We start from the raw sequence: 16,497 nt of genomic DNA on the forward strand, positions 1-16,497 counted from the left end.
TCACATGTAGGTTGGCGTGAGGTTCGGGGGAGCCACGGGGGTGGCTGTGAGCACAGAGGTTCCGGGGGAAAAGATGCGACTCTTCACCGCTGCCGCGCAGCTGAGGCCGATCCCACGATCCCCGCGCTTCGTCAACGGGGCCGTCTCCTTCTGGTACCGAGAGCTCGGCCAACCCCGGCGCCGTGACCCGCTCGGGGGCGACGCCGATTGCGACGTGTGCATCGTCGGTGCCGGGTACACCGGCCTGTGGACCGCCTACTACCTGAAGAAGGCCCAGCCCGACCTGCGTGTGGCCGTCGTCGACCGCTACTTCGCGGGCTTCGGTGCCTCGGGACGCAACGGGGGATGGTTGTCGGCGGAGTTCCCCGGCCCGCGAGAGCACTACGCCCGCTCCCACGGCAAGGCCGCCATGATCGCCTTCCAGCGCGCGCTCATGCGCACCGTGGAGGAGGTCCAGCGTGTGACCCGGGACGAGGGTATCGACGCCGACCTCCACCAGAGCGGCGTGCGCATGGTCGCCACCAACGCCGCCCAGCGCGAGCGCCTCACCCGCGACATCGAGCACCTGCAGGAGTGGGGTTACTGGCCCGACGACCTGCACATGATCGACCCCGACCAGGAACCCCGCATCGCGGTGTCCGGTGCCACTGCTGCCGCCTACTCGCCCCACGCCGCGCGTGTCCAGCCGGCCAAACTCGTGCGCGGTCTGGCCGAAACCGTCGAGGCGCTGGGTGTGGACCTCTACGAGGGCACCACCGTCACCGAGATCCGCCCGCGACGCGGCGCCGCCCGCCCGGCGGCCGTGACCGAGTCGGGCACCGTCTACGCCGACCACGTGATCCGCGCGACCGAGGGGTACACCGCCACGATGCGCGGACTGCGTCGCGACTGGCTGCCCATGCACGCCTCGATGATCGCGACCGAGCCGGTCCCCCAGTACGTGTGGGAGCGCATCGGCTGGGGGGGGCGGGGGGGNAGGGCCGAGAGGTCCTCGGCGACAGCGCACACAGTTACGTCTACGCCCAACGCACGGCCGACGACCGGATCGCGGTCGGCGGGCGGGGTGTGCCCCACCGCTTCGGTTCCGAACCCGACGCCGAGGGGGCCACGCAGCCGCACGCCATCGCCGAGCTGTGGCGTTCCCTGGTCGGGCTGCTCCCGGACGTGGCCGACGTTCCGGTCGAACATGCCTGGTCCGGGGTGCTCGGTGCACCCCGGGACTGGTCGCCCACGGTCGACCTGGACCCGGACACGGGTCTGGGCTGGGCCGGTGGCTATGTGGGCAGCGGGGTCGCCATGAGCAACCTGGCCGGACGCACTCTGCGCGATCTGGTCCTGCAACGCCGTACCGACCTCACGCGTCTGCCGTGGGTCGGGCGCCGCGTGCGCGGCTGGGAACCCGAGCCCCTGCGCTGGGTCGGGACCCGGGTCACCAATGGGCTCTACCGCACCGCCGACCGGCGCGAATCCGGTTCGGCCGAGCACACCTCGCGCCTGGCAGGGCTCGCGACTCGGATCTCCGGGCGCTGAGCGCCTGCGCGTCCGGGTTCGCCCCGGGGTGCATGTCCACACACTTCCCGGTCGGGGAGAGGCCGCTCACATCGTGGTCAGAGCACCTCAAAGTACTTGCATAAATTTACAGGCGAATGCATGATGTGTCAGTCAGGTTCGATTGGGGAGACCATCATGGGATACACGGCGGCCATCGCCGGAGCCAGTGGCTACGCCGGGGGCGAGCTGCTGCGTCTGCTGCTCGACCACCCCGAGATCGAGATCGGCGCCGTCACGGCAGGGAGTAACGCCGGAGCCCCGCTGATCGAGCACCAGCCGCACCTGCGACCCCTCGCCGACCGGGTGCTGGCACCCACCACGCTCGAGGAACTGCGCGGCCACGACGTCGTCTACCTCGCGCTCCCACACGGGCAGTCCGCCGAGATCGCCGAACAGCTCGGCGACGAGGTCGTCGTCGTCGACTGCGGCGCCGATTTCCGGCTCAACGACGCCGCCGCCTGGGAACGCTTCTACGGTACTCCGCACGCCGGAACCTGGCCCTACGGCCTTCCCGAGCTCCCCGGGCAGCGCGAGCGCCTCACCGGGGCCCACCGCATCGCCGTGCCCGGCTGCCACGTCACCGTCGCCACCCTGGGGCTGTTCCCCGGGCTGGCCGAACAGCTCGTGGAGCCCGACGTCACCGTCGTCGCGGTCACCGGAACCTCCGGCGCGGGCAAGGCACCCAAACCCCACCTGGTCGGCAGCGAGGTCATGGGCGCCCTCAGCCCCTACGGTGTCGGCGGCAAACACCGCCACAACCCCGAGATCGTCCAGAACCTCACCGCAGTGGCCGGTGAGAGCGTGTCCCTGTCCTTCACACCGGTCCTCGCACCCTTGCCGCGGGGCATCCTCTCCACGTGCAGCGCCCCGCTCAAGCCCGGCGTCACCGCCGACCAGGTCCGCGCCGCCTACGAGGCCACCTACGCCGACGAGCCCTTCGTCGACCTGCTGCCCGAGGGCACCTGGCCCAACACGGCCATGACCCTGGCCGCCAACACCACGGCCGTCCAGGTCACCGTCGACCCCGACGCCAACCGGATGGTCGCCGTCGCCGCGCTCGACAACCTCACCAAGGGCACCGCCGGAGGCGCCGTCCAGAGCACCAATCTCGCCTTCGGCCTGCCCGAAGCCATCGGCCTGCCGCGCACCGCGGTGGCCCCTTGACCCAGAAAGGCTCATGCCGTGAGTGTCACCGCACCCCGCGGTTTCCGTGCCGCGGGCGTGACCACCGGGGCCGCCGGTGCTCGGAACCTGGCCGTGGTCGTCAATGACGGACCCTCCAGGGCCGCGGGCGCCGCGTTCACCGCCGCCGACGCGCCGGCGGCCCCCGTCCTGTGGTCGAAGCAGGTCGTCAGCGGCGGGCGTGTGTACGCCGTGGTCGTCGACACCGGTGCCACTGAGCCCTCCCCCGGGCCCGCAGGTTTCCAGGCCGTGCACGCCCTGGCCGAACACAGCGCCGACGCCCTGTCCGACTCGGCGGCCGAGGTCGTGGTCTGTGCCGCAGGACAACCCGGGGTCCGCCCGGACAGTGACCTCCTGCGACAGGGTGTGGCCGACGCTGTTGCCGAGGCCGCTCGTGGCGGAGGACTCCCCGCCGCCGACGCCCTGCGCACCACCGACACTGTCGCGAAGTTCGCGTTCCAGAGGGGCGAAGACCTCACCGTCGGCGGTATGGCCAAGGGGCCGGACCCTGCGTTGAGCACCGGTTTGTGCGTGCTCACCACGGACGCCGATCTCACTCCCGGACAGTGCGAGAGCCTGGTCGGGGCCGTGGCCGCCCGAACCCTCGCCCCGCTCACCGGGCCCGGCGACACCGTCGTGCTGCTGGCCAGCGGGGCTGCCGAGACCACGACCGACGACGAGACCGTCGCCGCGCTGCTGACGAAGGTGTGCGAGGACCTCGCCGCCCAGATCGCCGCGGACACCCCCATCACAGAGGACGAGCAGGCCCACACATGATCGCGCGACCCGCACATCCCGGAAAGTCGGAGGACCAGGCAGAGGCCATGGACAAGGCCGCGAACCTCATCGAAGCCCTTCCCTGGCTCTCCCGCTTCCACGGACGCACCGTCGTCGTCAAGTACGGCGGCAACGCGATGGTCAGCGAGGAGCTGCGCGTGCGCTTCGCGGAGTCCATCGTTTTCCTGTACTACGCCGGCCTGCGCCCCGTCGTCGTCCACGGCGGCGGACCGCAGATCAGCGCCATGCTCGACCGCGTCGGGGTGGAGTCCACCTTCACCGCCGGCCTGCGCGTGACCACCGACGAGGCCATGGACGTGGTCCGCATGGTCCTGACAGGGCAGGTCAACCGCGAGATCGTCGGCCTGATCAACCAGCACGGCCCCTTCGCGGTGGGTGTGTCCGGCGAGGACGCCAACATCATGCAGGCCGAGCGCAAGCAGGTCGAGGTCGACGGAGAGCTCGCCGACATCGGCCGCGTCGGTGAGATCACCGACGTCACGGCCGGTGCCGTCTCCGGACTCATCGCCGACGGGCGCATCCCCGTCATCTCCAGCGTCGCCCGTGCCGACGACGGCGGTGTCTACAACGTCAACGCAGACACAGCCGCCTCTGCGCTCGCCGTGGCCCTGGGGGCCAGCAAGCTCATCATGCTCACCGATGTCGAAGGGCTCTTCGCCGACTACCCGGCCAACACCGAACTCATCAGCCGTCTCGACGTCGACGAGCTCCGCGCGCTCCTTCCCTCCCTGTCCTCGGGCATGCTCCCGAAGATGGAGGCCTGCCTCAGGGCCGTGGAGGGCGGCGTTCCCCAGGCCCACATCATCGACGGCCGTGTCCCGCACTCCCTGCTCCTGGAGGTCTTCACCGACAGGGGCGTGGGCACCATGGTCGCCGACGCCGAACTCGAGGCCGCCCTGCTCTCCGGCAACGGCGGACACCTGCCCCGGACCCAGCGGCACGAACAGACCGCACAGACCAGTGGAGAGACCCAGTGACCAGCAGCAGCGACCTGCGTGAGCGCTTCACCGACGCGCTCATGCCGAACTACGGTCAGCTCCGGACCGCCCTGGCCCTGGGGCGCGGGTGCGAGGTCTACGACGCCGACGGGCGCCAGTACCTCGACCTGATCGCCGGGATCGCCGTGTCCTCCCTCGGTCATGGACACCCCGCGCTGGTCAAGGCGGTCGCCCACCAGTCGGCCACGCTGGCCCACTCCAGCAACCTCTTCATCAACGAGCGCGAGGTGGAGCTCGCCGAACGCCTGGTCTCGCTCGTCGGCGGGGACGCCAAGGTCTTCTTCGCCAACTCCGGGACCGAGGCCAACGAGGCTGCCCTCAAGCTCGTCAAGCGCGCTGCCTCACCGGGACGCCACTACTTCGTGGCCGCCACCAGCGGGTTCCACGGCCGCACCTCCGGCGCCCTCGCCCTGACCGGGAAGGACACCATCCGCGAGCCCTTCGGGCCCTTCGGTATGGACGTGCGCTTCGTCCCGCACGGAGACCTGGAAGCCCTGCGTGAGGCCGTCGACGAGCACTGCGTCGCAGTGTTCGCCGAACCCGTCCAGGGCGAAGCCGGAGTCGTGCCCCCGCCCGAGGGCCACCTCGCCGGTGTGCGCGAGATCTGCGACGCCACCGGTGCCGCCTTCGTGCTCGACGAGATCCAGAGCGGCATCGGCCGTACCGGCCACTGGTTCGCCCACCAGGCCGAGGACGTGCGCCCCGATGTGGTCACACTCGCCAAGGGTCTGGGCGGCGGACTGCCCATCGGTGCCTGCATCGGGCTGGGCCGCTTCGCCGACGCCTTCCACAAGGGCGACCACGGCTCGACCTTCGGGGGCAACCCTGTCGCGTGTGCGGCTGCGCTGGCCGTACTCGATACGCTCGAGGAAGAGGGTCTGCTCGCCCACACCACCGTCATGGGTGACCTGTTGGCCGAACAGATCGACGCACTGGACCACCCGCTGCTCGCCGGGCAGAGGGGAGTGGGCCTGTGGCGTGCCCTCACTCTCACCGCACCGCACGCGGCCCACGTCCAGGAGCAGGCGGCAGTGCGCGGCTTCCTGGTCAACGCCGTCGCACCCGACGCGATCAGGATCGCCCCGCCCCTGGTGATCACCCCCGAGCAGATCGGGGTGTTCATCGAGGCCCTGCCCACCATCTTGGACGCCGCAGAGGCCGCAGCCACCAAGGAGACGCCATGACCCGCCATTTCCTGCGCGACGACGACCTGAGCCCCGAGGAACAGACCCGGGTCCTCGACATCGCCGACGACATGAAGGCCGACCGCTTCGGGTACCGCCCGCTCGCAGGCCCCCGAACCGTCGCCCTCCTGTTCGACAAGCCCTCCACACGCACCCGCCTGTCCTTCTCCGTGGGCGTGGCAGATCTGGGTGGAACCCCGCTCGTGCTTGACTCGGCCACCACACAGATGGGCCGGGGGGAACCGCTCGCCGACACCGCCCGCGTGCTCGAGCGCCAGGTCGCCGCCATCGTCTGGCGCACCTTCGAACAGAAGGACCTCGAGGAGCTGGCCGACTTCGCGGGTGTCCCGGTCGTCAACTCCCTGACCGACAGCTTCCACCCCTGCCAGGTCCTGGCCGACCTGCAGACCGTCCGGGAGCACAAGGGCGAGCTGGCCGGCCTCACCCTCGCCTACGTCGGGGACGGCGCCAACAACATGGCGCACTCCTACCTGCTCGGCGGCGTGACCGCGGGCCTGCACGTGCGGATCGGGGCACCCGAGGGCTTCCACCCCGACGCGCACGTGGTCGCCCGCGCCGAGGAGATCGCCGAGCGGACCGGGGGTTCGGTCGCGGTCACCACCGACCCGCACCAGGCTGCCCAGGGCGCCGACGCCGTGGCCACCGACGCGTGGGTCTCGATGGGCCAGGAGGACGAGGCCGCCGAACGCGAGGCGCCCTTCCGCCCCTACATCGTCGACGACGCCCTCCTGGGGTCCGCCGGTCCCGAGGCGATCGTGCTGCACTGCCTGCCCGCCTACCGCGGCAAGGAGATCAGTGCCGAGGTCATGGACAGCCCCCGCTGCGTGGTCTGGGACGAGGCCGAGAACCGCCGCCACGCACAGAAGGCTCTGCTGGCGTTCCTGCTCTACCTGGCGGACACGCCCGACGACGAGCTGCCGGAAGCGCAGTGACAGGAATCGAACCGGCCGGGGCCACCCCGATGACCAAGGCCGCACGGCACGCCCGGATCACCGATGTCCTCGAGAGCGAGGACATCCGGTCCCAGGGCGAGTTGGCCAAGCGGCTGAGCGAGGCGGGGGTCCAGGTCACGCAGGCGACCCTGTCCCGCGACCTCGACGAGCTCGGCGCGGTCAAACTGCGTACGGCCGACGGGTATCTGGCCTACGTCATGCCGGGGGAAGGGGGTGAGCGTGTGCAGCGCACCCGCCCCGACACCCTCGACCTGGGCCAGGTGTCCGGCGCGCGGCTCACGCGACTGGCCGAGGACCTGTTGGTCTCGGCCGAGGCCTCCGCGAACATGGTCATCGTGCGTACCCCGCCCGGTGCCGCGCAGTACCTCGCCTCGGCCATCGACCACACCGACTTCCACGCGATCCTGGGCACCATCGCGGGCGACGACACCATCCTCGTCATCTCCCGCGACCCCCAGGGCGGTGAAGAGGTCGCGGCGGCCCTGCTGCGCCTGGCCGACCGCAGACCCTGACACCACCGCCCCCGGTCCGGAACCCGATATCACGTCCATCAGAAGGAGACCGCCATGGCCGACCACGCCGGCACCGACCAGCCGGGTGAGGCCCAGCCCGAGGCACTGCGCCTGTGGGGCGGCCGGTTCGAGGGCGGCCCCGACCAGGCCCTCGCCCGGCTCTCGTTGAGCACCCACTTCGACTGGCGCCTGGCTCGGCACGACATCGCCGGCTCGCGCGCGCACGCCCGCGCCCTGCATCGGACGGGCCTGCTCACCGACGAGCAGCTCGAGGGAATGCTCGAGGGTCTGGACCGCCTCGAGGCCGACGTGGCCTCGGGTGTGTTCACGCCCGTTCTGGAGGACGAGGACGTACACACCGCCCTGGAACGCGGCCTCCTGGAGCGTGTGGGACCGGACCTGGGCGGGCGTCTGCGCGCCGGGCGTTCGCGCAACGACCAGATCGCCACCCTCGTGCGCATGTACCTGCGCGAGGAGGCCCGCGCCATCGCCGGCCGGCTCCTGGACCTCATCGGGGCCCTGGCCGACCAGGCCGCCGCCCACCCTGACGCCGCGATGCCCGGCCGCACGCACCTGCAGCACGCCCAGCCGGTGCTCCTGGGCCACCAGCTCATGGCGCACGCCTGGCCGCTCATGCGCGACGTCGAACGCCTGCGCGACTGGGATCGCCGTGCCGCCGTGTCCGCCTACGGTTCCGGCGCGCTGGCCGGTTCCTCCCTGGGCCTGGACCCCGAGGCCGTCGCCGCCGAGCTGGGCTTCCCCGTCTCGGCGGAGAACTCCATCGACGGCACCTCGGCCCGCGACGTGGTCGCCGAGTTCTCCTTCGTCACCGCGATGATCGGCGTCGACCTGTCCCGCCTGTCGGAGGAGGTCATCGTCTGGGCGACCAAGGAGTTCTCCTTCGTCACGCTCGACGACGCGTTCTCGACCGGCTCGTCCATCATGCCGCAGAAGAAGAACCCCGACGTGGCCGAGCTCGCCCGGGGCAAGTCCGGTCGCATGATCGGCGACCTCACCGGTCTGCTGGCCACGCTCAAGGGCCTTCCGCTCGCCTACAACCGTGACTTGCAGGAGGACAAGGAGCCGGCCTTCGACGCCGTCGACACCCTTCACCTGTTGCTTCCCGCGATGACAGGCATGGTCGCCACGATGGCCTTCCACACCGACCGGATGGCGGAGCTGGCGCCGCAGGGCTTCTCCCTGGCCACCGACATCGCCGAGTGGCTGGTGCGCGAGCGGGTCCCCTTCCGCGAGGCCCACGAGATCGCGGGCGCCTGCGTGCGCGAGTGCGAGGAGCGCGGCATCGACCTGCCCGACCTGACCGACGAGGACTTCGCGAAGATCTCCGCTCACCTGACACCGGAGGTGCGCGAGGTGCTCGTGGTCCCCGGTTCCCTCGCGAGCCGGTCCGGCAAGGGCGGGACCGCACCCGTGCGCGTGGCCGAGCAGCTCGAGCGCCTGCGTGCGGGGGCCCAGGAGCACCGCCGGGACTTCGCCGACCAGGTCTGAGCCCGGCCTCCCCACGCCTCCTGCCGTACCCGGGACGACCGACACCTGTGGCCCCCGGGCCGCGAGCACCGACGAATCGTTGCTCGTGGCCCGGGGGCTCCTTGCGTTTCGAGATTCTCCTGTCACGAAGGGTGTCCGTGCGATAGCGTCCTGAGTCTGCGGGCACCACACGTGGTCCTTCCTGTGCGTACCGTCATCGGCGTATGTCCGCGTCGGTTCCATCCCTGCGCACCCACACCGCCCCCGGTGTCCGCGAGCCGTCGGGAGGAGCGCCATGGGTCAGTCGGGAGGCACACGCCGCGGTATCGGCACGCAGCTCAAGAAGATCGTGCTGATCCCCAGCATCACGTTCCTGGTGCTGTTCTTGGTACTCAGTACCGGAACGCTCACCCAGGCCCTCTCCCTGCGGTCGGCCTCGGCGGAGGCCGACGCCGGCGTCGAACTCGCCCGGGCCCTCGGCGATCTGCAGGACGAACGCCGCCTGCACGCCGAGTACGCCGCCGACCCCGGGACCGCCCGGGGGACGGCCCTCGACGAGGCCGTGGAGCACACCGACCGCTCCCTGGACACCGTTCGGTCCCTGCGCGGCAGCCTCGGCGACCAGAGCGATCCCGTCACCGGCGAACTCACAGACGGGTTCTTCGAGGCCCTGGACGAGATCGGGGAGCTGCGCGGCACCGACCTCGGCACGCCCGGTGACGTCGACACCGTCCTGGACACCTACAGCACGCCCGTCCGCGAGGGTGTTCGCCTCTACAGCAGCATCACCCGCACTCTCGACGACGGCCCCGCCGCAGCCGAAGCGGCCGCCACCACCGACCTCATGTGGGCCCAGGAGAGCTTCGGTCACGCCGACGCCCTCGTCAGCGCCGTGCTCGCCGGGCAGGAACTCACCCGCTCCGAACAGAACCGCATCGCAGCCCTGACCACCGACGCCCGCCACCGAGTGGCCACCGTCCACCCCGGTTCCGAGGAGTCCGACGGTGCCACACCGGGCGATCTGCTCACGGTGGCCCCCTGGCAGGACGCGCTCGAGACCGCCGGCAATCTCGCCGAACACGAAGCCGATGTCACCGTGGACCCCGTCACCGGCGAGCAGGAGAGCGATCTCGCCCCGCCCGGAGACCTCGGTGACTGGCGGGGCGGCCNCCGGACACGCGCAGAATCCGTTGTCGGGACCACCGACTCGGCCGCCGGGTGGATGATGAGTCTGTCGATCGGCGGCGGGATCCTGTCGCTTTTCGCCGGTGCCCTGGCCTACGGCGTCGCCGCGCGGTCCGCGGGCCGCCTCACCTTCCGCCTGGCCAAGCTCCGTGCCGAGACCCTGGGAAGCGCCCGCAGGGACCTGCCCCGCATCGTGCGCCGTCTGGAAGCCGGTGAGAAGGTCGACCTGGACACCGAACTCCATCAGCTCGACCACGGCACAGACGAGGTCGGGCAGGTCGCCGACGCCTTCAACATCGCCCAGCGCACCGCCGTCGGGGCGGCAGTCAAACAGGCCGACCTGCGCGAGGGCGTCAACCGGGTGTTCCTCGGTATCGCGCACCGCAACCAGTCGCTCGTCCAACGCCAGCTCCAGCTGCTGGACCGTGTCGAACGCGAGGAGGACGACCCCGACCTGCTGGAGAGCCTCTTCCAGCTCGACCACCTGGCCACGCGCGGCCGTCGCCACGCGGAGAACCTCATCATCCTGGGAGGGGCCCAGCCCGGACGGCGCTGGCGCCACCCCATCCCGCTGGTCGACATCCTCCGCGGCGCGATCTCCGAGAGCGACGAGTACGCGCGGGTACGCCTGACCACCATCCCGGACCTGTCCCTGTCCGGAGCGGTCGTGGCCGACGTCATCCACATGCTCGCCGAACTCGTGGAGAACGCGACCGCGTACTCGCCCCCGCACACAGAGGTCACCATCGCGACCGAGACCGTGCCCAAGGGCGTGGTCGTCGAGATCGAGGACCGCGGACTCGGAATGACCGAGGACGCCCTCCTCCGGGCCAACACCACGCTCGCCGAGGCGCCGGAGTTCGACGTCATGGCTGCCGGCGTCGATGCCCGCCTCGGACTGTTCGTGGTCGCTCGCCTGGCCGCCAAGCACGACATCGCAGTGGAACTGCGTCCTTCGCCCTACGGCGGCACCCGCGCCGTGGTGCTCGTCCCCGGGGACCTCATCGCTCCCACCGCAGGTGCGGCGCCCGAACGCCCGCGCTTGGGCGGTGCCGCGCGCCGCAGTCGGCAGTCGGCCACCACCCCCGAGCCAGAGAGTGCCGACCTTCTCGCCTCGGTCGGGGGTGGCGGCGGAAGGGCCGTCCTGCGCCCGGTGCCCGAACCCCAGGAGGAAGAAGGGCCGCCGGCCCCCTCCGCGCCCGTCCTGCGCCGTGTGCCCGATCCGCCGCCGACACCCGAGAACGGCTCCGGCTCGGCTCCGGAGCAGCACAGCGCCGCCTCACCTCTGCCCCGGCGTCTGGACGACCGGGTCGGTGCCGGCCAGGGCAGGGCAGGGCTGCCCAGGCGCAAGCGCCAGGCCAATCTCGCCCCGCAACTGCGCCGAGAACCCGTTCGGGAACCGGAACAGCAGGGGGAGCAACGGGACACGCCCGAGCAGCGCAGCCCGGAAGAGGTGCGGCGGATGATGGACGCCTTCAGCTCGGGAACACGGCGCGGCAGGGCCGAACAGGTCGAGGCCGTGGGGGATGAGCGAAGCAGTGACGGTCAGGTCGGCGGGCACGTCGACGAGCACACGGGAGAGAGCGACTGAGATGGTGGGCAACAGCAAGGCCGCGGACAACCTCGACTGGCTCCTGGACGACCTCGTCGATCTGGTGGTCGGTGCCGACCATGCGATCGTCCTGTCCTCGGACGGTCTGCTGCTGGGCAGCTCCCGGTCCCTGGGACCGGAGGACGCCGAGCACCTGGCCGCGCTGGCCTCGGCGTTCCAGAGCCTGGCGCGCGGCACGGGCCGCCACTTCGGCGGGGGAGAGGTGCGCCAGACCGTCGTGGAGATGGAGCGTTCCTACCTCTTCGTCACCGCCGCGGGCGCCGGCGCGTGCCTGGCCGTGCTCGCGGGGGAAGAGGCCGACGTGGGTCTGGTGGCCTACGAGATGAACCTGCGGGTCAAGCAGGTCGGCCAGTTCCTCACCGCGGCCCCGCGCACGCCGGGCCACCTCACGACCGCGGGGGGAGGCCCCGGAGCATGACCGCTCCTCGAGGACGGGGCCCCGGAACGCCCTGGGCCGGCGGTAGGGGACACCCGCGCACCGAGGTCGAGCGCGGTACCGCGCCCGTGGGCGACTCCACAGCCGGCCCGCTCGTACGCCCCTACACCATGACCAAGGGCCGGACCAGGCCCGATTCCGACGGCGGGAGGCTGGATCTGATCACCCTCGTGGTGACCGTGGCCGACCGGGAGGACAGAACCCGCGAGCCCGAGCACGAGGCGATCCTGCGCCTGTGCTGCAAACCCGTGTCGGTCGCGGAGGTCTCTGCCCGGCTCGACGTCCCTCTGACCGTCGTCCGGGTGCTCCTGAGCGATCTGCTCGCGCAGGGTGACCTCCGTACCCGGGTGGCGGCGCCCGTGACCAAGCTTCCCGAGAAGAAAGTGCTTCAGGCGGTACTCGATGGCATCCGCAGACTCTGACACCCAGCCGACAGAGGCGATCCCGCACGCGGTCAAGATCATCGTCGCCGGGGGGCTCGGCGCGGGAAAGACCACGCTGGTCTCCTCGGTCAGCGAGATCGCCCCGTTGAGCACCGAGGAACTCATGACCGAGGCCAGTTATGGGGTGGACGATCTCGGTGGGGTCGAGGACAAGACCACCACCACGGTCGCCCTGGACTTCGGCCGGATCACGATCAGCAAGGACATCGTGCTCTACCTGTTCGGGACCCCCGGGCAGGACCGTTTCTGGTTCATGTGGGAGGAACTGGCCGAGGGGGCGTTGGGCGCGGTGGTCCTGGCCGACACCCGCCGGTTGGACACCTGCTTCCACGCGGTCGACTTCTTCGAGCGCAGGAACCTGCCCTTCGTCGTGGCTGTCAACCGCTTCGAGGGCGCCACGGCCTACTCGGAGGAGGAGGTCCGCGAGGCGCTCGACGTGTCCGCGTCCGTCCCGGTGGTGATGGCCGACGCCCGTGAACGGATGTCGAGCAAGGAGGTGCTGGTGCAACTGGTCTCCCACGTACTACGGAGCAGGCAGGCAGCTCTGAGCGGGTGAGGTCCGGGCCGTGGCCCCTGCCGCCGGGTGTCCACCGGGTGTACGTTCGTTGGGTGCGCTCGTGAATGTGGTGTTGAACGCTACAATGTCGCGGCAGTGACCTTGGCTCTGATCTGCCCGGATCACCCCATCCGCCTCTCATCTGAATCCTGGTATGCGAAACTCTGACCGACTTCCCCCGCGCGAACTGCCCAAGCGACGCTCCGGCCGACACCGGAACCCCCTGTCCTTCGACAACTGGTTCGGGACCCCGGCGCTGATCATGGCGGTTCCCGGCACGGCCGAACGGGCCAAGGACGCCGACGGTGAGTCGATCGGTGCCCGGATGGCCGATCTGGTGCGCGCCTACCGCCCCGAGGTGACCATCCGTTACGGCCACACCGAGGGCGACGAGCAGACGCTGACCGACGCGCTCCGTGGTCTGGGCGAGGGGGAGGAGCGTCCCCTGCAGGGCGTCGTCGTCCCGCTCGTCACCGCCCCGCACACGGGGGCCTCGGCCGCGGTGGAACGTGCGGTGGCCGAGAGCGGTGCCGACGTGCGCATCACCGAGGGCCTCGGGCCGCACCCCATGCTCGCCGAGGTCCTCCACCTGCGCCTGGCCGAGGCCGGGTCGGTGCGCGCCGACCGCATGCGCCTCATCAGTGTCGTGGCCCGTAACACCACGATGGCCGACGGCGTTGTCGTCGGCGGTGTGGGCGGGGAGGGCGCGGTGGGCGCTGCCGGNGACCGCCGTACTGTTGGCAGCCCGCCTGGGGCTGACGGTGCTGCCCGCCGACCTGGACGACGAGGCCGCTCTGGCGCGGGTCATCGGCCAGCTGCGCGAGGGCGGTTCGCAGCGTCCGGTGATCGCCCCGAGCGCCCTGGGACCCGAGCTGCCCTGGGAACGCCTGGAGGCCCTGGCCGAGCGCCTGGGTGCCCGCCTGGGTGACCCGCTGGGCGCTGACAGCCTGCTCGGCAAGATCGCCGCGCTGCGCTACGCGGAGATCCTCAACTCCCTCGGTGTGGAGCAGCCTCCCACCGCGGAGGAGCTGCCGGCGCCGGTGGGTTCGCGTCACCGCCCGGATTCCTGAGCGCTGCGACACGCCGAACCGGGAACACCGTCGGGGGGNCCCCTCCCACCTGGGCAGGAACGCCCGGTTAACACACGTTCCTGCCTGTTGCCAGCTTTACGAAGGTAACTAGTAGTGATTATTTGACAACGGAAAGCAATGATTTTTCGATAGCCTCAGGCACTACCGAGAGTCGCCGGGATGTCCGAGGGGGAGTCCGGCACACGCACGGGCTGGAGGGGCCATGCGAAAGAATGGCGACGGCGCGTCCACGATCAGAGGACAACTCAACCGCATCGTGCTGGTCCCGAGCCTGTGTTTCCTGGCTCTGTGGCTCGTGGTCGCTGCGGTGGGTACCGTCCAGGCGGTCCAACACATGGGCGCGGTGAACCAGGCCAGGGACGGCGCGGAGGTCTTCTCCGGCGCCGCCGAGGAACTACGAATGGAACGGCGCCAGGCCCTGATCCAACTGGGTGCGGTCGAGGCAGGCGACCAGGACGCCGTGGACACCACGGCCCTGGAGCAGGGCCGAACGGCCACCGACGGAGCGCTCGAGGAGGCCGTGAACGCCTCCGCCGAGCTCGGGTCCGGACCGGACGGCGAGGTCGAAAGGATCGCCGGCGACCTGCAGGAGGCCCCCGACGGGGTGGCCGAACTGCGCCGGGGCGTCGACGAAGCCATACCCGACCGCGAGCGTGTGCTGCTCGAGTACGGGGAGGTCCTCGACCTGCTTCAGGAGACCGTCACCGCGCTCGTGCACACAACGGACGGCGGAGAGAATCTGTCCGACGCGGTCCTGGCCAGCGACCTCATGCACGCCCGCTCGGAGTACTCCGAGGCCGACGCCCTGCTCGCCGGCGTGATCGCCGCCGGCGGGATGAACCACCAGGAGAGCGCCCACTTCACCTACCTGACCGCCTCCTACCGCGACAACCTGGAGGAGGCCGGGCCCTCGCTCCACAGCGATGTGCGCACCCGCTACGAGGCGATGGTCGACGGCCGGGTCTGGGGGCAGGCCGAGGAACTCAGCCGCGACGTGGTCACCCGGCCGCTGCTCGTGGAGTCAGAGGCCGGCGCGGTGACCACCACCGGCGAACCCGTGCTCGAACCCAACGTCGGCATCGACGTCTCCGCCGCAGAGTGGGAGGGTTCGTCCGCACCCGCTCTGGAGGAACTGGACGCCCTGGCTGCCGCGCAGACCGAACGCACCATCGACCTCGCCTGGAGTGCCGCACTCCTGCGCGTGTCCCTGGGCGTGGCCGCGGGGGCAGCGGTCCTGGCCGCCGGAGTGGTCGCCATCGCCGTCGTCGGACGTTCCTCCCGCCGCCTCACCGGGCGCCTGGCCCGGCTACGCGGCCAGATCCTGGACCGCGACGACGACCTGCCCGAGATCATCGACCGCGCCCAACGCGGGGACCGCGTCGAGGTCCAGGACGAGCTCCCGCCGCTCGACGAGTGCGGTGAGGACGAGATCGGCCAGGTCGCCGAGGCCTTCGACAGCGCCCAGCTCGCCGCGGTCGAGGCCGCCGTGCGCCAGGCCGAGATCCGCCGCGGCGCGAACCGCGCCTTCCTCGGGGTGGCCTTCCGCAACCAGGCCCTCGTCCAGCGGCAGCTGCGCCTGCTCGACGAGATCGAACACGACGAACAGGACCCCCGGGCCCTGCATCGGCTGTTCCAGCTCGACCACCTGGCCACACGCGGGCGCCGCTACGCCGACAACCTGATCATCCTCGGCGGGGGCCGGGCCAACCGGCGCCGCAGCCGCCCGCGCCCACTCGTGGACGTGCTGCGTGCGGCCATCGCCGAGACGGAGGACTACGGCAGGGTCCGCCTGACCTCCGCGCCCCGCATCCTCATGCACGGCCAGGTCGTCGCCGACATCGTGCACCTGTTGGCCGAGCTCGTGGAGAACGCCACACAGTTCTCCCCGGCCGACAGCCCCGTCGATGTGAGCTGCTCACCCGTGGTCGGCGGCCTCGTCGTGGAGGTCGAGGACCGCGGCCTGGGGATGTCGGAGCAGGGGTACGCCCGGGCAGAACGCACACTGGCCCGCCCCCCGGAGTTCGACGTCCTGGCCATGCCCGACGACCCGCGTCTGGGCCTCTTCGTCGTGTCCCGGCTGGCCGAACGCCACGGGATCCAGGTGTGGCTGCGTCCCTCTCCGTACGGGGGCACTCGCGCAACCATGCTCGTCCCGGAGTCCGTGCTCGAACCCGCCGAGTCCCAGACGCCGGTCAACGGCACCCCCGTCACGCCGCCGCCGGGCGGGCGCTGGAAGGAGCTCGACACCCCGGCACCGGGCGGAGAACAGAGCGGGTTTCCCCGGCGCAGCCCCCGGGTCCCGGCGGGGCTCGGTTCACCGGAGGCGGTCCGCAACCCCGCCGGTACCGGGCCGCAGCAGCCGCTCCCGGCCCACGCCCAGAACACACCCGACCCGCGCCCGGAGCAGGGGCAGAGCCGCCCGCCCGCGTCCGGTCAGGACCCTCCGCCGCTGCCGGTACGCAACCCGCACGCGCAGCGGCCCGCGCC

General features: G+C 71.2%; 12 protein-coding genes and 2 pseudogenes. All 14 read left to right on the plus strand.

Annotated elements, in window-relative coordinates; genetic code table 11:
* Window positions 1-73 precede the first annotated feature (73 nt).
* Window positions 74-1,530, plus strand: a pseudogene (locus tag D474_RS28850) (NAD(P)/FAD-dependent oxidoreductase).
* Window positions 1,531-1,686: 156 nt separating this feature from the next.
* Window positions 1,687-2,715, plus strand: a complete 1,029-nt coding sequence (gene argC / locus D474_RS0115220; protein ID WP_017614411.1) for an N-acetyl-gamma-glutamyl-phosphate reductase — start codon at window positions 1,687-1,689, stop codon at window positions 2,713-2,715.
* Between the two features lie 18 nt (window positions 2,716-2,733).
* On the plus strand, window positions 2,734-3,510 hold the full coding sequence (locus D474_RS0115225) for a bifunctional ornithine acetyltransferase/N-acetylglutamate synthase (RefSeq protein ID WP_017614412.1): 777 nt from the start codon (window positions 2,734-2,736) through the stop codon (window positions 3,508-3,510).
* The gene (gene argB / locus D474_RS0115230) at window positions 3,507-4,508 is read left to right on the plus strand and encodes an acetylglutamate kinase (RefSeq protein ID WP_017614413.1); all 1,002 of its coding nucleotides are present in this window, start codon (window positions 3,507-3,509) and stop codon (window positions 4,506-4,508) included. Before D474_RS0115225 ends, argB begins: the two co-directional genes overlap by 4 nt.
* Entirely contained in the window at window positions 4,505-5,713 is a 1,209-nt protein-coding gene (locus D474_RS0115235; protein ID WP_017614414.1) for an acetylornithine transaminase, read from the plus strand. Before argB ends, D474_RS0115235 begins: the two co-directional genes overlap by 4 nt.
* Window positions 5,710-6,666, plus strand: coding sequence for an ornithine carbamoyltransferase (argF, locus tag D474_RS0115240; protein WP_017614415.1), 957 nt, complete (start codon window positions 5,710-5,712; stop codon window positions 6,664-6,666). The genes D474_RS0115235 and argF overlap by 4 nt, the downstream gene beginning before the upstream one ends.
* 29 nt (window positions 6,667-6,695) lie before the next feature.
* A complete protein-coding gene (locus D474_RS0115245) occupies window positions 6,696-7,199 on the plus strand; it encodes an arginine repressor (RefSeq protein ID WP_051050986.1) in 504 nt (167 codons plus the stop codon).
* A 54-nt stretch (window positions 7,200-7,253) separates the two neighbouring features.
* Window positions 7,254-8,708: an argininosuccinate lyase gene (gene argH / locus D474_RS0115250; RefSeq protein ID WP_017614417.1), complete on the plus strand. Its 1,455-nt coding sequence runs from the start codon at window positions 7,254-7,256 to the stop codon at window positions 8,706-8,708.
* Between the two features lie 274 nt (window positions 8,709-8,982).
* Window positions 8,983-11,463 carry a sensor histidine kinase gene (locus D474_RS0115255; RefSeq protein ID WP_017614418.1) on the plus strand — a complete coding sequence of 827 codons (2,481 nt, stop codon included), beginning with the start codon at window positions 8,983-8,985 and terminating at the stop codon, window positions 11,461-11,463.
* Window position 11,464: 1 nt separating this feature from the next.
* Window positions 11,465-11,902: a roadblock/LC7 domain-containing protein gene (locus tag D474_RS0115260; protein ID WP_017614419.1), complete on the plus strand. Its 438-nt coding sequence runs from the start codon at window positions 11,465-11,467 to the stop codon at window positions 11,900-11,902.
* Window positions 11,899-12,342: a DUF742 domain-containing protein gene (locus tag D474_RS0115265; protein ID WP_083931843.1), complete on the plus strand. Its 444-nt coding sequence runs from the start codon at window positions 11,899-11,901 to the stop codon at window positions 12,340-12,342. The genes D474_RS0115260 and D474_RS0115265 overlap by 4 nt, the downstream gene beginning before the upstream one ends.
* Window positions 12,323-12,919, plus strand: coding sequence for a GTP-binding protein (locus D474_RS0115270; protein WP_017614421.1), 597 nt, complete (start codon window positions 12,323-12,325; stop codon window positions 12,917-12,919). Before D474_RS0115265 ends, D474_RS0115270 begins: the two co-directional genes overlap by 20 nt.
* Window positions 12,920-13,073: 154 nt before the next feature.
* Window positions 13,074-13,989 (plus strand): annotated as a pseudogene (locus tag D474_RS28855) (sirohydrochlorin chelatase).
* A 223-nt stretch (window positions 13,990-14,212) separates the two neighbouring features.
* Window positions 14,213-16,497 (plus strand): sensor histidine kinase (locus tag D474_RS0115280; protein ID WP_017614422.1); only part of this gene is annotated, 2,285 nt, incomplete at its 3' end.

Origin of the sequence: Nocardiopsis salina YIM 90010 (assembly GCF_000341025.1) — a bacterium.
In the GTDB taxonomy this organism is placed as follows: Bacteria; Actinomycetota; Actinomycetes; order Streptosporangiales; family Streptosporangiaceae; genus Nocardiopsis; species Nocardiopsis salina.

Bases quoted from the DNA above. Each gene is read 5' to 3' on its own strand.
- D474_RS0115245 (WP_051050986.1), top strand. From the start codon at position 6,696: ATGACCAAGGCCGCACGGCACGCCCGGATCACCGATGTCCTCGAGAGC.
- D474_RS0115265 (WP_083931843.1), top strand. From the start codon at position 11,899: ATGACCGCTCCTCGAGGACGGGGCCCCGGAACGCCCTGGGCCGGCGGT.
- argC (WP_017614411.1), top strand. From the start codon at position 1,687: ATGGGATACACGGCGGCCATCGCCGGAGCCAGTGGCTACGCCGGGGGC.
- D474_RS0115270 (WP_017614421.1), top strand. From the start codon at position 12,323: ATGGCATCCGCAGACTCTGACACCCAGCCGACAGAGGCGATCCCGCAC.
- argF (WP_017614415.1), top strand. From the start codon at position 5,710: ATGACCCGCCATTTCCTGCGCGACGACGACCTGAGCCCCGAGGAACAG.
- argB (WP_017614413.1), top strand. From the start codon at position 3,507: ATGATCGCGCGACCCGCACATCCCGGAAAGTCGGAGGACCAGGCAGAG.
- D474_RS0115260 (WP_017614419.1), top strand. From the start codon at position 11,465: ATGGTGGGCAACAGCAAGGCCGCGGACAACCTCGACTGGCTCCTGGAC.
- argH (WP_017614417.1), top strand. From the start codon at position 7,254: ATGGCCGACCACGCCGGCACCGACCAGCCGGGTGAGGCCCAGCCCGAG.